General features: G+C 37.4%; 14 protein-coding genes. 7 read left to right on the forward strand and 7 right to left on the reverse strand.

Annotated elements, in window-relative coordinates; genetic code table 11:
• The first annotated feature begins 5 nt into the window (after window positions 1-5).
• Window positions 6-2,846 carry a hypothetical protein gene (locus ACF3OC_RS14760; RefSeq protein ID WP_392469628.1) on the forward strand — a complete coding sequence of 947 codons (2,841 nt, stop codon included), beginning with the start codon at window positions 6-8 and terminating at the stop codon, window positions 2,844-2,846.
• 133 nt (window positions 2,847-2,979) lie between these two features.
• On the forward strand, window positions 2,980-4,608 hold the full coding sequence (locus tag ACF3OC_RS14765; RefSeq protein ID WP_277712172.1) for an IS1182 family transposase: 1,629 nt from the start codon (window positions 2,980-2,982) through the stop codon (window positions 4,606-4,608).
• Window positions 4,609-4,701: 93 nt separating this feature from the next.
• Here the strand turns inward: ACF3OC_RS14765 and ACF3OC_RS14770 are convergent, their stop codons facing one another.
• A complete protein-coding gene (locus tag ACF3OC_RS14770; protein ID WP_094256144.1) occupies window positions 4,702-5,892 on the reverse strand; it encodes a phosphoglycerate kinase in 1,191 nt (396 codons plus the stop codon).
• Between the two features lie 179 nt (window positions 5,893-6,071).
• Complete coding sequence (gene sppA / locus ACF3OC_RS14775) at window positions 6,072-7,841, reverse strand: signal peptide peptidase SppA (protein WP_392469630.1); 1,770 nt, start codon at window positions 7,839-7,841, stop codon at window positions 6,072-6,074.
• A gap of 74 nt (window positions 7,842-7,915) precedes the next feature.
• On the opposite strand from sppA, the gene folK reads away from it, so the two are divergent.
• Both folK and ACF3OC_RS14785 read left to right on the forward strand, forming a co-directional pair.
• Window positions 7,916-8,395, forward strand: coding sequence for a 2-amino-4-hydroxy-6-hydroxymethyldihydropteridine diphosphokinase (gene folK, locus ACF3OC_RS14780; protein WP_094256146.1), 480 nt, complete (start codon window positions 7,916-7,918; stop codon window positions 8,393-8,395).
• A 2-nt stretch (window positions 8,396-8,397) separates the two neighbouring features.
• A complete protein-coding gene (locus ACF3OC_RS14785) occupies window positions 8,398-8,754 on the forward strand; it encodes an Hpt domain-containing protein (protein ID WP_392469633.1) in 357 nt (118 codons plus the stop codon).
• Here ACF3OC_RS14785 and ACF3OC_RS14790 read toward each other — a convergent pair.
• Window positions 8,741-9,430 carry a CDP-alcohol phosphatidyltransferase family protein gene (locus ACF3OC_RS14790; RefSeq protein WP_392469635.1) on the reverse strand — a complete coding sequence of 230 codons (690 nt, stop codon included), beginning with the start codon at window positions 9,428-9,430 and terminating at the stop codon, window positions 8,741-8,743. The two genes, ACF3OC_RS14785 and ACF3OC_RS14790, sit on opposite strands and share 14 nt — an antisense overlap.
• 56 nt (window positions 9,431-9,486) lie before the next feature.
• Window positions 9,487-10,980 carry a transcription termination factor Rho gene (gene rho, locus ACF3OC_RS14795; RefSeq protein WP_392469637.1) on the reverse strand — a complete coding sequence of 498 codons (1,494 nt, stop codon included), beginning with the start codon at window positions 10,978-10,980 and terminating at the stop codon, window positions 9,487-9,489.
• A 322-nt stretch (window positions 10,981-11,302) separates the two neighbouring features.
• Between rho and ACF3OC_RS14800 the strand changes: the two genes are divergently transcribed.
• Complete coding sequence (locus tag ACF3OC_RS14800; protein ID WP_094256150.1) at window positions 11,303-13,018, forward strand: MFS transporter; 1,716 nt, start codon at window positions 11,303-11,305, stop codon at window positions 13,016-13,018.
• Window positions 13,019-13,262: 244 nt separating this feature from the next.
• Entirely contained in the window at window positions 13,263-14,123 is an 861-nt protein-coding gene (locus ACF3OC_RS14805; RefSeq protein WP_094256151.1) for an N-acetylglucosamine kinase, read from the forward strand.
• A 69-nt stretch (window positions 14,124-14,192) separates the two neighbouring features.
• Here ACF3OC_RS14805 and ACF3OC_RS14810 read toward each other — a convergent pair whose 3' ends face one another.
• Both ACF3OC_RS14810 and ACF3OC_RS14815 read right to left on the reverse strand, forming a co-directional pair.
• A complete protein-coding gene (locus ACF3OC_RS14810) occupies window positions 14,193-14,876 on the reverse strand; it encodes a metal-dependent hydrolase (RefSeq protein WP_392469638.1) in 684 nt (227 codons plus the stop codon).
• 13 nt (window positions 14,877-14,889) lie between these two features.
• Entirely contained in the window at window positions 14,890-15,204 is a 315-nt protein-coding gene (locus ACF3OC_RS14815) for a YbaB/EbfC family nucleoid-associated protein (protein ID WP_094256152.1), read from the reverse strand.
• A gap of 111 nt (window positions 15,205-15,315) precedes the next feature.
• Between ACF3OC_RS14815 and ACF3OC_RS14820 the strand changes: the two genes are divergently transcribed.
• Window positions 15,316-15,807 carry a hypothetical protein gene (locus ACF3OC_RS14820; RefSeq protein WP_392469641.1) on the forward strand — a complete coding sequence of 164 codons (492 nt, stop codon included), beginning with the start codon at window positions 15,316-15,318 and terminating at the stop codon, window positions 15,805-15,807.
• A 21-nt stretch (window positions 15,808-15,828) separates the two neighbouring features.
• Here the strand turns inward: ACF3OC_RS14820 and ACF3OC_RS14825 are convergent, their stop codons facing one another.
• Window positions 15,829-16,926: a hypothetical protein gene (locus ACF3OC_RS14825; RefSeq protein WP_392469642.1), complete on the reverse strand. Its 1,098-nt coding sequence runs from the start codon at window positions 16,924-16,926 to the stop codon at window positions 15,829-15,831.
• Window positions 16,927-17,096 lie beyond the last annotated feature (170 nt).

Below are 17,096 nucleotides of genomic sequence, written 5' to 3' on the forward strand. Positions count from 1 at the left end.
AGCAAATGAGGTTTTTAGGCTTAATTTTACGATATAGACAATTAATTATCAGTACTTTATACATATTTATATTAATCATAAATACACAAACAAGTTTTTCTCAAATTATTGACAACGAACAAGCCTCTTCTAGGGTAAAATGGAAGCAGATAAATACTAAAAATTTCCAACTTATATTCCCTCAGGAATTCCAAAACTCAGCCTCCCTCCTCGCCCAACAGATCGACAGCATGATTGTATTTGCGAGCCAGGATTTAAACAGACATCCCAAGAAAATTTCAATAATTCTTCACGAAAATCATATTGAACAAAATGGATTCGCTCAACTCGCACCCCGAAAAGTGGAAGCTTTTTCTACTCCAGGACCGGCTAGTGACAATACCGAATGGCTCCCCAATCTAATCCAACATGAGCTCCGCCATGTAGCCCAATTTGACAAATTGACAGGCAAAATTCAAGGGCCATTTTTCCAACAACTTGCCCTTGCTTTATATGGTTTACACCTACCAGCTTGGTACTTCGAAGGCGATGCAGTCTCCATCGAAACACAATATTCCGCCGGTGGGCGAGGTAGAAATACGGCTTGGTTCATGCCACTTCGAACCAACCTGCTCTCCGGAAAAGACTACTCTTTTAGTAAGAATATCTTAGGCTCTTTCAAAGATATCACCCCCTCCTATTACCTGACCGGATACAGCATGAACAGCTACCTAACTAACCAGTTTGGCTACTCCATTAAGGAGAAAATTATGGAGGATATGAGAGCTAATTTATGGCGACCTTTTAACTTTAATATAGCCCTAAAAAAGTATACAAAACTGAGTAGTAAAAAACTCTATGAAGCTACAATCGCGAGCCTGAAAAATGATTGGGATTCTTCAAAAAACCTCTCAAATTCTGACTTCATTTTTGAAGATAATAATCGATATCCTACCCATTATTATCTACCCCAATCCAATAATTCAAAGGCTATTTTTAGCCTGGTTCAATCCCCTCAATCTATTCCTGAAATCCGAAAAAAAACCGCAAATTCGGAAGAAGGAATCATAAAAATCGGTTATCAACTCAGCCCATATTTTCATGTAAATGATGATTTTTTGGTCTGGGATGAACTCAGAAAAGACGCTCGCTTTGGAAAGCAAACCTATAATATAGTCCGAATTTTAGACCTAAAAACAGGCAAAACTGAGGATCTCTCGAAAAATTCCCGATTTTACAGCCCTATATTAAGCGATAATTCTGAAAAGGTATATGTTATCCAAGTGGATCAAAACAATGTCTCTAGCCTCTTATATATCGACCGTTTGTCGAAAGAAACCCGAAAAATCATCGATTTTCCCCAAGGAATCCTCCTACAACAGCATAGTTTAAACAAGGATGAAACCAAAATTGCCGCCATCGCCATCTCCCCAAATGGAACCAATATTGTCGAAATCGACCTTGAATCTGAACAGTTCAAAGCTCTTTTTCCTTGGGCAAATCAAGAATATCAACGCCCAATCTACTGGGGAAATGACCTCATTTTTAAAGCACAGTTTCAAAATATTGACAACTTATACCGCTATTCTTCTTCCGAAAACAAGTTCTATCAGCTATCGAATTCAAGCTTCGGAGCTTTCAACCCTAGCTTAGGAAATGATCAAAATCTACTGTTCAACGAGTATAAATACAACGGTTATAAAGCTGCTCAACTGGATTCTTCACAACTGTATGGACAACAAATTGATCCTAAATTCGAGGTCAATCCTATTCTTGACCATCGCATTAATAGCCCATATCAAGCAAATTCAAACAGGAGAAATCAAGAGTTTGAAACTAGCGACTACAACCCTTTAAGTCATTTTTTCAACTTCCATAGTCTTAGTCTAAGTGGTAATAATTTTGAAAATTTTGATAATTACCGCCCTGGAATATTCTGGATTGCCAATGATTTATTGAATACTTCCCAACTAAAAGTGGGCTATGAATACGACTTGGATATGGAAAAAAGCATCTATTCCGCCGAGGTTTTATACCAAAAATACTACCCAAAATTCAATTTATCATACCAGAATAGAGGCCAAATCGGCTATGCTAAAAAGCAAAATACCGAAAATGAATTCACAAAATTCGACTTCCGAGAACACGTTTACAGCCTGGATATGCAGATCCCACTCAGCATTTATCGTGGAAAAACTTCTTACAGCTATGGCTTAAACATCGGTACTTCTTATCAAAAAAGGTACAATTTGAGCATCTCTACCCTCAATGGTTTCCACGATGAAATCGCATTTCCACTAAATTATCAAGTCTATTTCAATCGAAATCAAAGGAGAAGTCAAATGGATTTAATCCCTCGATGGGGGCAAAATTTCAATATTATATATCGACATGTGCCATTTGAAAAGGCTCTGGAGGGTACCCTATTCGCCGTTAGAACAAACTTCTATTTCCCCGGATTCTTCAAAAACCATGGCTTTCAGGCTAGATTATCTTACCAAAAAGCCGACGGAAGATATAATGTATCCTATGATATTCCAATGGTTAGTGGATATGCACATTTCAACTCTCCAAAGGTCGAAAACACCTTACTGATGAATTATCGTTTCCCTATCGCTTATCCAGATTGGGCTATCGGACAGCTAGTATATATCAAGCGGTTCCATGGGTATTTCTTCGCTGATTATCAAAATATCCAAAGCAGCAAGGCCGAACCGACATCCTTCGGAATCGGTCTTTCCGCCGATTTTAACCTGTTTAAATATGTCCTTCCAGACTTTGGAGTCGGTGCAAAACTGACCTATATCAACCAGTTTAGTCCAAAAGAAAAATTGGTACCAAGCTTTAGCTTCAGCTATTCTTATTAATAAATAATACACAAAAAAAAGGGGCTGTCTAAAAAGGTCTCTAAAAAAAAATAACCCCGTCATTAAAAAATGGCGGGGTTTTCTGTTTTTTGTCCTTAAGATTTAGTATCTTAAGGTGCACCCAAAAAACAATATGGCAAACATACAATTCAAAGCTCTTCCATCCAATAGTCCGAGTCTATTTCCTGAAAATATTTTTGATCGTATTCCATTGAACCATCCTGTTCGGTTGGTGAATCAGGTTGTTGATCAGTTGGATCTGGATCATATTATCCGACTTTATAAAGGGGGAGGCACTACTAGTTTCCATCCCCGGATGCTCATCAAAGTGTTGTTCTACGCCTATTTAAGCAATATCTATTCTTGCCGAAAGATTGAACGCGCCTTACAAGAGAACATCTATTTCATGTGGCTTTCTGGCAACAGTACCCCTGATTATCGTACGATCAACTATTTCAGGGGGAAGCGTCTTAAGGGGCAAATACAGGAGTTGTTTGCAAGTATCGTCCGGATGTTACATGAAATGGAGTACGTCAGCCTGAAAGTTCAGTATGTTGATGGTACCAAGATCGAATCTGCAGCTGGTCGTTATACGTTTGTATGGAAGAAATCGGTTGAGAAAAACAAGGTAAAGTTAGAAGCGAACATCGCTTCGGTTCTTGCCGATATTGATGCGCAGATTACCCAAGACCAATCTACATTAGGCAATCAAGAAGTTAGCAAGGCTATCGACAGCACGCAGCTGAAGGAAAAGATCAAAGCGATCAATGCAAAGCTCAAAGTGGCCAATAAGTCTACCGATAAGCAGCTTAAGAAACTCGAAGATGACTACTTGCCACGATTGCAGAAATATGAAGAACAGCTGAAAATACTAGGGGATCGCAATAGTTATAGTAAGACCGATACCGATGCTGTGTTTATGCGCATGAAAGAGGATCACATGAAGAACGGTCAACTCAAACCCGCCTACAATACACAGATCAGTACCGAGGAACAGTTCATCACCCATTACAGTATCCATCAGACTACCGCAGACACGACAACCCTACCGGAACATTTGGAAGGCTTTGAGTCCCGTTACGGAAAACAAAGTGAGTCAATCGTCGCAGATGCCGGATATGGCAGTGAGCAGAACTATGAGTTGTTGGAAGGACAGGATATAACCGCTTTTATCAAGTACAATTACTTCCATATGGAGCAGAAGCGAAAGCATAAGCAGGATCCTTTTTCGGTACAGAACCTATATTACAATGATCAGGAGGATTTTTATGTGTGTCCGGCAGGACAGAAACTAAGCTTTGTCGGACAAACAACCAGGGTCAGTACCAACGGATATGCCGCCCAGGTGAGCTGCTATCAAGCTCAGCGATGTGAGGGCTGTCCGATGCGTGATGGGTGTCATAAAGCACAGGGCAATCGTCTGATTGAAGTCAATCACCGCCTTGCTTGGCTCAAGGCTAAAGCTAGAGAAAGACTACTATCGACACAAGGGCTATACCATCGAAGCAAAAGACCCGTGGAAGTCGAAGCGGTATTTGGACAGATGAAAAGCAACAACAAGTTTACCCGCTTTAGTATGAAAGGACTCGAGAAAGTTACTGTGGAGTTCGGATTGATGGCTATTGCCCATAACCTAAGAAAATGGGCAAAAAAGTGGGAAAGCAAAACTTTAATTGGTAAACCTGGTGGCAACAACTCCCTATTTGCGATAAATCAAGCTATCAGCGTGATGAAAAGTACAGAAAATCGACTTGCAGCTTAATATTGTTTAAAATATAATTGAGATCAAGAAAGGTATTAAAACAAAAGAAGGTGCCTTTTTAGACACCTTCTTCTATATTTATCACCTTAAATATTAATCTAAAATTGCTTTTACACCAGGTAAGGTCTTGCCTTCCATGTATTCTAATAAAGCCCCGCCACCTGTACTAACATAGCTTACATGCTCTGTCATTCCAAATTTTGATACCGCAGCAGCTGAGTCACCACCCCCAATTAAGGAAAATGCTCCTCGTTCTGTTGCTGCAACTACCGCATTCGCAACTGCACGCGTACCTTTTGCAAAAGTATCCATCTCAAATACGCCCATTGGACCATTCCATAACAAAGTATTGGATGCCATAATCACATCTTTAAAATGTTCTGAAGATTCCGGACCAATATCTAATCCCTGCATTTCTGCTGGAATTTCATCATTTGGACCATCATAAACATTCGCATCATTGGCAAAACGATCCGCAATTTGTGCATCCGTTGGCAATACCAAATTCACGCCTTTTTCATCCGCTTTCTTAACTAATGCATTCGCCAAGTCAAGCTTATCCAATTCGACTAATGATTTACCAATTTCACCACCACGAGCTTTCACAAAGGTATAAGCCATACCACCTCCAATAATCAAATTATCAACCTTGTCCAATAATGCTTCAATTAATTCAAGCTTATCAGATACTTTCGCTCCACCCATAATCGCTGTAAATGGACGCTCAGGCTTATTCATAACCTTCTCCGCATTCTCAATTTCCTTAGCCATTAAATAGCCAAAGAACTTATTGTTAGGGAAAAATTCAGCAATAATTGCTGTCGAAGCATGTGCTCTATGCGCTGTTCCAAAGGCATCATTCACATAAACATCTCCTAAATCCGCTAGTTTCTTCGCAAAATCACGATCTCCTTTCTCTTCCTCTTTATGGAATCTCAAGTTCTCCAATAATAAAACTTGACCCGGTTGTAACGCCTTAGCCTTTTCAATCGCCTCTTCCCCAATACAATCATTCGCAAATTGAACATCAACCCCTAATACCTCTGAAAGATAATTTACAATATGCTTTAGTGAATATTTATCCGTTGGACCTTCTTTCGGTCTTCCCAAATGGGACATCAAAATAACTGACCCCCCGTCCTTTAAAATCTTCTTAATCGTTGGTAATGCGCCTTGAATACGGTTATCATCAGTAATGTTGAAATTCTCGTCTAATGGAACGTTGAAATCAACTCTGATTAAAGCTTTCTTTCCGTTGAAATTTAAATCGTCGATAGTTTTCATATTTTATATATTTCCGGTTGATTTTAGAGTTTAAAGATATAAAAAAGTTTCAGTTTTACACCTAATCTGAAAATTCTTGTAGAATCAGTAAAAACATAGGTTTTCACCTTTTAGCTCGCTCAAATCAAGACATAAAAAAAGCGTTGATCAGTATATCAACGCTTTTTTCATGTTAAGTCTTAATAGATCTCTACCAAATAAGGAATCCTTGCTTGAATACCAGATTGTTGGCTTATACGCTTTAATTCCTTTAGATATTTCACGTAATCTCCCATTTCATCCTCCAACATCCACATCTTGATCTTATCTTTTGAAGTTGACCAAATGGAAGCAAATGGATCCTTCATTCTTGGGTATTCGGAAATTCTATATTTTTCTAATTTCGCCTTCTTCGCAGCAGCAGCAATCGCTTGATCTAATGTTCCTACGCGGTCCACTAACTTTAATTTTACTGCTTGCTCTCCTGTCCAAACACGACCTTGCCCGATACTATCTACTTGTGCAACATCAATTTTCCTTCCCTCGGCAACTCTTTGCAAGAAAACTTGGTAAATCTTATTTACCCCACCTTGAATAATGCCCTTCTCTTCCTCAGATAATGGTCTATCCATATCAACATCCATATCCGCAAACTTCGAAGTCTTTACCGCATCAAAATGAATCCCTAATTTATCATTAAATAACTTCTGGAAACTCGGAATTAAACCAAATACACCAATAGAACCTGTTAAAGTGGTAGGATCTGCAAATATTGAATCCGCAGCCGCAGAGATATAATAACCGCCTGAAGCAGCATAATCGCCCATAGAAACCACAATTGGTTTTACTTTTTTCGTTAATTCAACCTCTCTCCAAATTGACTCTGATGCCATTGCCGAACCTCCAGGCGAGTTTACACGCATTACAATCGCTTTCACCTTGTCATCTTCACGCAATTCCCTCAAGTCTCTGGACAATTTATCGCCACCAATCTGTCCTTCAATTCCTTCTCCATCTATAATCTCTCCATAGGCATAAAGTACTGCAATCCTATCCCCTCCTGGCTCGCCCGCATCGACTTTATTCTTATAATCCAATAGAGAAACAACTGGAATATCCTTCTTCGCATCGATCCCTAATTTATCCTTGATTTTGCTAATAACCTGATCCTTATATAATAGGTCATTTACAAACCCTAATTTTTTAGCATCCTCTGGCACACGAATCATATAACCATTCGCAATACTTTGCAGACTATCCGTAGAAATCTTCTTTACCGAAGAGATGTCCGTTAAAAAGGTACTGTAAATACTATTCAAATAAGAATTAACCTGCTCCTTATTCGCCTCGCTCATACTATTCAGGATAAAGGGTTCTACCGCACTTTTATAAGTACCAACCTTTAATACCTGCATGTCAATTCCCAACTTATCCAAGGCTTCCTTATAAAACATAACAGATGTCGCCAATCCTCGGAAATCTAAGGTCCCTTGTGGATGCAAATAGATTTCATCAGCAACCGAATTCAGGTAATACCCTTTTTGGCTCATCACATCACTATAAGCTAGGATAAATTTATCTGAAGTCTTAAAATCTAAAAGCGCTTCCCGAATCGCCTTCATCGTCGCAAAACCAGTCCCAACACTTGAAACATTTAAATAAATACCCTTGATATTTGAATCAGTTTTTGCTGCCTTGATTCTTGAAACGATATCATTCAAACCTATAGACTTCGAACCAGCATATCCTGGAATATCTAAACCTTCAAATGGATTTGGCTCTGTCTTTTCCGTAATGGTATGTGCTAAATCAATCATTAAAACTGAGTTACTCGCCGTTACAGTCTCACTTTTGCTCCCAACGGAACTTACCATCACCCCGATGATACCCATCAGAATAAAAAACATCAAAATACTACAGATAATGATACCGGTAACCGTTGCTAGCACATATTTGAAAAATGATCTCATATATTTTATTTTAGTAGTGTCCGTAAATTTAAGCTATTATTCCGATTATCATAAACAATTCATATATTAAACTCATGAATATAGTTTACCTACTTTTGGGGGCAAATATTGGCAATCCTAACAAACAATTGGATGACGCTAAGATTGAAATTGAAGATAGAATAGGTAAAATTACATCCTCTTCATCTATCTATGAATCTGAAGCTTGGGGCGTTGAAAACCAACCTGTATTCCTCAACCAAGTAATACAAGTTGAAACGGAACTCTCCGCAAATAAAGTGTTGAATGACATCCTTAAAATCGAACTCCTGCTCGGAAGAATAAGAGGCCAACGTTGGGGATCCAGGATTATTGATATTGATATTCTTTATTATAATAGTGATATTATTCATACAGATGAACTTCAAGTACCGCATCCTTATATACAAGAACGTAACTTTACTTTAATTCCTCTCGTTGAAATAGCCGCTGACTACATCCATCCCATTTTCAAAAAATCAAATAAGGAATTACTTGAAGAATCAACTGATATACTTAAAGTAAAAACAACGTAAACATGAATCCTTATCAAATTATTAACCCAGACGCAATTCAAGAAAATATGATGAATAACACGGAAATCATTAAACAAATGATTCCCTTATATCTTGGACAAGGTGTAGAAGATTTCAAAGCTTTGGAGGCTGCTATTGATTCTCAAGATCACAGCGATATCAAATCCAAAGCACATCATATAAAACCCACCATGCAATATCTCGGTGCAAGCAATTTAAGAATGAAATTCCAAGACCTTGAAGATCAAGCCGCTAACAAAGAGCCTATCGCGGGTATCAGCACCCTATTTCAGGAAATAAAAAATGATTTTCATTTAGCAATGCAAGAACTTGAAGATTATCAAACTAAGCTTGATTAACTTCGGTCTTTTCAAAAGCAAAATGTAGTTTCGAGAATATTATATATAATATAAGTATAATAGGTAATGCCAGAAATTTTAAGGCAATCAGCAGGATAATGCTGATTAGCAGAAATAGATATTTGTATTTATTAACAGCCCAACTTAAGGTACTTAGCTTCATTGAGAAAAGCTTAATTTCGGATACTAATAATAAGCTACACACTATAGCTATGCCCAGTAATAACCAAACGTTTTTCAGCATGGGATAATCTTGCAGGATAAATGGTAATGAAACAATGAAAAAAGTATTCATTGGAGTATTCACCCCTATAAAATCAGTCGTCTGTCGGGTATCAATATTAAATTTCGCCAATCGCAAGGCCGAAAACACTGTAATAATAAACCCTAAGTATGGAAGATATGGACTCGAACTAATATCTTTTAATAAAGTAAAGATAATGGCACCCGGAAGAAAACCAAAACTTATGACATCGGCTAATGAATCCAACTCTTTACCAATCAATGATTTTACATGTAATGCCCGTGCGGACATTCCATCAAAAAAATCAAAAATACCAGATGCCAACACACAATAAAATGCCAACAAATACTCCTGATTCAAAACCATGACTACACCGATACAACCGCTAAACAAGTTTAGGGAGGTAATTGTATTTGGAATGTATTTCTTCATAAAAAAAGCCATCTTCTCGCAAAGATGGCTTAAAAATATCAATTTATGATGGCTTTTTAGCCATTCATGCTAATTAAAAATTCAGAATTAGATTTTGTACCACGCATTTGAGTTAATAAAAACTCCATGGCTTCTTGTGAGTTCATATCTGCCAAGTGGTTTCTCAAAACCCATAAACGTTGTAACTCATCACGGTCAACCAATAGATCATCACGTCTTGTACTTGATGCTGTAAGGTCAATCGCAGGGAAAATACGTTTATTAGATAATTTACGATCTAATTGAAGCTCCATATTACCAGTACCTTTAAATTCTTCAAAGATAACTTCGTCCATTTTCGAACCAGTCTCTGTTAAAGCTGTCGCTAAAATGGTTAATGAACCTCCATTTTCAATATTTCTTGCCGCACCAAAGAATCTTTTTGGCTTGTGTAAGGCATTCGCATCAACACCACCAGATAAGATCTTTCCTGATGCTGGAGCAACCGTATTGTATGCACGCGCCAATCTCGTAATCGAATCCAATAAGATTACTACATCATGACCACATTCAACCATACGTTTTGCTTTCTCTAAAACAATATTAGCAATCTTCACATGACGATCTGCAGGCTCATCAAAAGTTGATGATACTACTTCCGCACGTACACTTCTTGCCATATCCGTAACCTCTTCCGGACGCTCATCGATCAATAAAATAATCAAATAAACTTCAGGATGGTTTTTCGCAATTGCATTCGCAACTTCTTTTAACAAGTTTGTCTTACCCGTTTTTGGTTGAGCAACGATTAATCCACGCTGTCCTTTACCAATTGGTGTAAATAAATCCATGATACGAGTTGAATAATTCCCAGGACCTAAATCCAAGTTCAACTTCTCATCCGGAAACAAAGGTGTCAAATAGTCAAATGGAACCCGGTCTCTAACCTCTGCAGGATCCTGACCATTGATCGCTTCAACACGTACTAGTGGAAAATACTTCTCCCCCTCTTTCGGAGGACGAATACAACCCCTTACATTATCACCTGTCTTTAATCCAAATAACTTAATCTGCGATTGTGACACATAAATATCGTCAGGAGAGGTTAAATAATTATAATCTGAAGATCTTAAGAATCCATAACCATCGGCCATAATTTCTAATACACCTTCATTAACAATTACATTATCAAAATCTGTTGGAGTGGAAGTCTTTGGAGCTGGTTCAGGAGAAGGGGTTACTGCTGTTTCTGATGGACTAGATTCTGGCGATTTGCTCGCAAATTCAATCTTTGGTTGTTCATCTTCGGTGCCAACTCTATTTCTGCCTACTGCTACCGGCTCGGCAACTTTTACGGTACGCACTCTTTTTCTTGTTCGCTCTGCATTCGCTTTGTCTGAATCTCCCTCAGCAACTTCTACAGGCTGTTCTTGTTGTGATTCCTTGGCTATCTCAGAAATACGGTCAATTAACTCTTGTTTTCTGAGCTTCTCAGAGTCTACAATGCCTAGAACTTTCGCAATCTCGCGCAATTCAGACACGAGCTTCGTATTCAATTCATTAATATCCATTAATAATAAAATATGATTTTTTAAGGATTTTTACTTTTTTTGAAAAATATCTCTCTGCTAATACATCAATTTCATATGTCTTATTGGGTAACTAAATCATATAGATTTTATACTAGCATCCCGAAAGATAATTTAAGAACCGCCACAAAGAAAAAAAGAACTATTGTAAATTCAAAAGAAAATCAATACTTTTTTTTTATTTATAGTTTATTATGTAACGCTTAATATCGGTAAATTGTTTTAGCAGCAATCGAAAATCTTTATAAATCAAAAAAAAATTCTTTATTTGTACGATTAAATCATCAAGTTAGACATTTTTTTCATGAATAACCAACAAACAAACACCAACTACCCAGCGCTTTACACCTTAATCGTGGTGTTCTTCTTCTGGGGATTTATCGCAGCTGGAAACAGTGTATTTATTCCTTTTTGTAAAAATTATTTCCACTTAGATCAATTTCAATCTCAACTTATCGATTTTGCATTTTATTCAGCCTACTACATCGGGGCTTTGCTCCTTTTTATCTTCGGTACCATTTCTGGAAAAGACCTTGTCGGTAAATGGGGCTATAAAAGAAGTATCGTCTATGGACTCCTTTTCTCCGCTCTAGGTGCTGCAGCAATGATTGTAGCTGTTGAAGTCAATGTATATACCGGAATGTTAATCGGATTGTTTATCGTGGCATTAGGATTCTCCTTACAACAAACCGCAGCAAATCCCTTCGCGGTATTATTAGGAGACCCAAAAACTGGAGCTTCTCGCGTGAATCTTGGTGGTGGTGTCAACTCATTCGGTACTACAATTGGACCCTTAATCGTTGGATTCGCCCTTTTCGGTACTTTCGAAACCATTTCTGATGCCGAAATTGCTAACCTTCCTCTAAATAAAGTCGTGTACCTTTATATAGGTGTGGGACTGTTATTTGTACTAGCAGCAGGCCTATTCCATTTCTCCAAAAAAGTTCCCGCAGGTTTTAACCTGGAACAAATGGAACCAGCTAATAAAGCTAGAACAACTCTTATTATTATGACTATCCTTTTGTTATGTGCCTTTATACCGGTATTTACAAGTTATAAATCTGAAACTGCCTTACATATTCTAGACCTTAAAAACCAAGCCGCTACCTCTAACGATCAAGACCTTCTGACCCAGATTAAAGAGCTTAGCCATGGACTTGAAATCAAACGTATGCTTTGGTTATTGGTTGCTCTTGCTGTTGTTGTGTTCGGCCTTTTATTCTCTTACAATAGCGCTAAGAAAAACCCTGAAGGTTGGGGTGCCATGAAATACCCGCAATTGGTTTTAGGGATGTTAGCCTTATTTATATATGTAGGTATTGAAGTTGCTATCGGTAGTAACCTGGGTGAACTATTAACATTGGAGGAATTTGGAAACCTGCAATCCTCACAGATCACACCTTATGTATCCATGTACTGGGGTGGTATGATGATCGGACGTTGGGCAGGGGCAATCACTGCATTTAAATTATCTAAATCGAAAAAAAGTCTCCTTACTATTATTGTCCCAATTATTGCATTTACCATTATTATAGGAGTAAATTCCCTAGCTGGCTTTGACATGTCGGTATTATATTACTTTATTATCTGTGTAGCTCTTCAGATTGCTGCATTCTTCCTGAGTAAAGAAAAACCTGTACGTACGTTGATTATCTTCGGAACTTTTGGATTGATAGCCATGATCGTGGGTTTATTAACTTCCGGTACAGTGGCAATCTATTCTTTCCTAGCTGGTGGTTTAGCATGTTCAATCATGTGGGGCTCTATTTTCAGTCTTTCAATTGTTGGATTAGGAAAATATACCGAACAAGGTTCTGCATTTTTGGTAATGATGATCTTAGGTGGTGGTATTATCCCTCCTATCCAAGGAAAACTGTCCGATATTATTGGAATTCACAATTCTTATTTAGTGCCTGCAATCGGTTTCATTTACATTATCGTATTTGCGGTATTAGTCCGTAAATTCTTGTCTAAACAAGGAATTGCGATTGATGAGATTGAGGCTGAAGGAGCACATTAAACCCAAACTAATTGTAAAAAATACACTAAGTATTTTAAGTAAAAATAAAATTATAAAAACCTTATAATCAATAAATTATAAGGTTTTTATTTTTTAACAAGCCTTCTACCTTCCTAAATTATTTCAATATATCAAATAAAAATTCTTATTTTTATTAATAAATACCGTATTTTGGGATTTAAACATAGAACAATACCATTGTAAAACGACAAAACAAGTTACTTTAAAACTAAATTTATAAATAATGATAATAATTGCAGATGGAGGGTCTACAAAAACAAACTGGTGTTTGTTAGATGATAACAACAAGAAGATTTACTTCAACACCGAGGGTTACAACCCATATTTTGTAGATAGCGAATACATTATTGCATCCCTTAAAAAAGGACTACCTCAAGATATTCCATTTGATAAAATCAGCGAGGTAAATTATTATGGTGCTGGTGTACATAATGAGGAAAAGGCTAAGATTGTTGAAGACGCTATCCAAGCAGTTTTCCCAAATTCTAAAGTAGAAGTTGGGCATGACTTATTGGCTGCTGCACGTGCATTATTAGGCACTAATGCTGGTTTTGCTGCAATTCTAGGTACTGGTACCAACACTTGTATTTATGACGGAAAAGATATTACCCATAATATCGACTCTGCCGCTTATATCCTAGGTGACGAAGGTTCTGGTAGTTTTATCGGTAAAAAACTTTTAGTAGATTTTATCCGTGGCTTAATGCCAAAAGATGTAGCTGAAGTATTCTTCAATACCTACAAACTTACTCCTGATGAAATCATGGACAATGTATACACTAAACCTTTAGCGAACAGATTCTGTGCTAGCTTCAGTAAATTCGTGTATGATAATAACGTAAATATTGAATATACTCGCAAAATCGTGGATGATGCTTTCGAAGCTTTCTTTAACAACCTTGTGAGCAAATACCCGGATTACCAATCTTACACCTTCAATTGTATCGGTTCTGTAGGTTATAACTTCAGAAACGTCCTTGAAGATAAAGCGAGTCAATATGGTATGAAAGTAGGTAAAATCTTACGCTCCCCAATTGATGACTTGGTACAATTCCATATCAATAGATCAAGAAGTATTGCTTAAGTAAAGCATTCTCAAAAATAATAAAGCCGCATTGATCACAATGCGGCTTTTCTTTTTCTTATTTTTCCTTTATAATTCCACAGATTCACCAATTCCTGGCAAGGCCAAGTAAACCTCTGCTTCATTAAATTTCTTCTTCGCTTCCTCATGATTGATCGTAATCGGCGGAAATGAATCGTAATGTATTCCGATTACATTATGACAATTCACAAATTCTGCAGCTATTACCGCATCATCCACATCCATCGTATAATGTCCACCGATAGGCAACAATGCCCAATCAATCTTATAACGCTCCAACAATTTCATCTCCATCGTCAAAGCCGTATCTCCAGCAAAATAGATGGTTTTATCTTTTAAAAAGAAAATATAACCTACCGGAAAGCCTGCGTAAGCCCCATCAGGTGTACTGTTACTATGCGCAGCATAAACCATCTTAACCCTTCCAAATGGAAGATTCAAGGTTCCGCCTAAATTATATTCAATTACTTTATCCTCCGGTACTCCTTGCTTACGAACCCAAGCTGCAGTCTCAACAATCGTAGCAACAGTAGCACCACTTTGTTGTTGAATACTAAACATGTCCGCAACATGGTCCTGATGCCCATGACTCAAAAAAATATAATCCGGATTGATCTTGGAAATATCAACATCCTTCGCCAAAGGATTATAGCTAATAAATGGGTCCAGCAATACCTTTACCCCATCAAAATCAAACTCCACACAGGACTGACCATAATAAGTCGCTTTCATATCTCTTTCCTTTTTATTTACCAAATAAGTTTCCTAATCCGCCCAATCCGCCTAACAAATCCTGTGAGGCCGCTTGCATCTCCGTCTGGCTAATACTTTCCGCTTGAACCAACGCTTTATTTAAGGCTACAACCAATAACTCCTCAATCTCTTCCTTATCAGCCTCCTTGAAAAAATCAGGATCAATCTGAACTTCCTTAATTTCCTTATTCGCTGTTGATATCACTCGTACCTTACCGCCTTCTGCCTCTCCAGATACTGAAATATGATCTAACCTCGCTTTGATCTCCTGAGCCTTCTGTTGTGCTTCAAATAACTTATCAAACATATCTTATTCCTTAAATTTTAAACCCCAAATTACAAATAATTTACGAATCTTGACAATTGCTTGGGTCTTTTAAACAGCTTGATTACCTTTGCACAATAATAGTCTATCATAATGATTCAACTAAAACATTATTCTGCAATATCAAACGATTTACAAAAATCAAACCCCGAAAAATTCGAATTACTGGAAGAAGAATTAAATATTATCATCCATAAACTCAAATTTATCGCAATCGAAAATAGACCCATGGTAGAAATTATTGACCTTTCTACCCCGGCTACCGACCCAACCTATATCGAAGAATTAAGCGAAATAGCAGGCGCCCAAAACAACCCCTTGGTTAAAGAAGCTGAAAACATCGAAATCCTCATCTTTATCAACGATAACCCTGCTTTCCTAGGAAAACTGCCTGAACTGCTAAACAATCAGTACAGCGACTATAAAGCCGTAAAAAACAATAATGTATTTATCATACAAAAGGCTGATTTCGCGAAAAATAAAGAAAACTACCTACTGGACACTGAAATATTTGCTGAAATCATTCAATCGAAATACTTCGTATATGGCCATGAAGGACAATATTGGATCAAATTTGATCTCTAAAATAAGAATATAACAAATATGTTAAATGTATTTCTTTCTTAGAATAGCATATAGCTTATCTACAGTTTGCGGTTTTGAAGCCCAATTATTTTTCAAGGAATAATTCGATTGTAAAAAGGCATCTGCCTCTGCAAAATTATCAAACCTATTCAACAACTCAATCGCTTCTGAATACGCTAAGCTATAGCCATTGAACAGATCCTTAATGAATAACAATTTATCATTTAAGCTTACCGCAACTTTTAAATCTGCAATCTTATCCGGATTACGTTCCTGAGAAGTATTAAACTGGCTCGCATTGGTCATTCCGGCTCTCTTTTGTTGTTGAATCAACTCATTTAATGTTAATGGTCGCGAAGGCTTTTCTGCTTGCTTAGCCAAATCATTCAACGACACCTCCGGTTCCGGTTCCTCACGGATTTCAACTTTCTTTTCTTCAACTATCACCTCATTAACCGTAGGTTCTTCTACAGGTTTCTCGGGTTGAACTTCTGTAGCTTGTTCTTTTTTCTCCTTCTCTTGGGCAGCTTCATGAGCAGTGCTCACTGAAGTATAATCCGAAGCTGCAGTATGAACTGGGTTGGAAGAAATATTAAAATCTTTAAAATCACTTACCTCTTCAACTGGTTCAGCTTCTTTTTTCTCTTCTTCTTGAGTCTCATCCGCAATTGGTTCTTCTACCAATTCTTCTTGCTCCTCTTCCTTAACTTCTTCATTCTCTTGATTTGACTCCTCTCCGTAGGTTGTAGTTTCAGGCATCTCCTCATCGTACTCTTCAATCAATGGCTTCCTCAATTCCTCAGTTTTTACAGGTTCCACTTCTTGAATTTCTTCCTCTACAGGCTGCTCATCCGCTTCGTGATCATCATGCTCCACTGCTGGCGTAAAGCTTTGTTCCCCTTCCACATTTGATGCTGAACCTAATAAATGAGTCGGTTGTGCTTGCAAACTTGCTAATGCTTCAATATGGGCTGCCAAATATTTCGCTTGTGCCGCCAATAATAATATCTCCGCTTTTCTGCTCCCAACATTATCTTTCTCTAAGCTCGCATACTGCTCATTGATTTCTACCAAAAGATCTCCAATTTTCCCTAAAATATCCTGATCTGAATAAGCCATGTTTTTTATGTATAGATTGAAATTAATTCTAATTATTTGTCTGTAATAAAAAAATAAACAAACTGATTGACACCTCGTTTACTTTTAAATCCTATCTCCTTAAACCAAAAATAAGATTAAATTTCGATATTCGTAAGCTATATTAGCTAAGAATTTCATATAATATGAAA

It is taken from the genome of Sphingobacterium cellulitidis, from assembly GCF_043187465.1.
GTDB lineage: Bacteria > Bacteroidota > Bacteroidia > Sphingobacteriales > Sphingobacteriaceae > Sphingobacterium > Sphingobacterium cellulitidis.

Excerpts from the sequence above, each read along its gene's own strand:
- ACF3OC_RS14760 (WP_392469628.1), top strand. The coding sequence starts at position 6 with ATGAGGTTTTTAGGCTTAATTTTACGATATAGACAATTAATTATCAGT.
- ACF3OC_RS14765 (WP_277712172.1), top strand. The coding sequence starts at position 2,980 with ATGGCAAACATACAATTCAAAGCTCTTCCATCCAATAGTCCGAGTCTA.
- ACF3OC_RS14770 (WP_094256144.1), bottom strand. The coding sequence starts at position 5,892 with ATGAAAACTATCGACGATTTAAATTTCAACGGAAAGAAAGCTTTAATC.
- sppA (WP_392469630.1), bottom strand. The coding sequence starts at position 7,841 with ATGAGATCATTTTTCAAATATGTGCTAGCAACGGTTACCGGTATCATT.
- folK (WP_094256146.1), top strand. The coding sequence starts at position 7,916 with ATGAATATAGTTTACCTACTTTTGGGGGCAAATATTGGCAATCCTAAC.
- ACF3OC_RS14785 (WP_392469633.1), top strand. The coding sequence starts at position 8,398 with ATGAATCCTTATCAAATTATTAACCCAGACGCAATTCAAGAAAATATG.
- ACF3OC_RS14790 (WP_392469635.1), bottom strand. The coding sequence starts at position 9,430 with ATGAAGAAATACATTCCAAATACAATTACCTCCCTAAACTTGTTTAGC.
- rho (WP_392469637.1), bottom strand. The coding sequence starts at position 10,980 with ATGGATATTAATGAATTGAATACGAAGCTCGTGTCTGAATTGCGCGAG.
- ACF3OC_RS14800 (WP_094256150.1), top strand. The coding sequence starts at position 11,303 with ATGAATAACCAACAAACAAACACCAACTACCCAGCGCTTTACACCTTA.
- ACF3OC_RS14805 (WP_094256151.1), top strand. The coding sequence starts at position 13,263 with ATGATAATAATTGCAGATGGAGGGTCTACAAAAACAAACTGGTGTTTG.
- ACF3OC_RS14810 (WP_392469638.1), bottom strand. The coding sequence starts at position 14,876 with ATGAAAGCGACTTATTATGGTCAGTCCTGTGTGGAGTTTGATTTTGAT.
- ACF3OC_RS14815 (WP_094256152.1), bottom strand. The coding sequence starts at position 15,204 with ATGTTTGATAAGTTATTTGAAGCACAACAGAAGGCTCAGGAGATCAAA.
- ACF3OC_RS14820 (WP_392469641.1), top strand. The coding sequence starts at position 15,316 with ATGATTCAACTAAAACATTATTCTGCAATATCAAACGATTTACAAAAA.
- ACF3OC_RS14825 (WP_392469642.1), bottom strand. The coding sequence starts at position 16,926 with ATGGCTTATTCAGATCAGGATATTTTAGGGAAAATTGGAGATCTTTTG.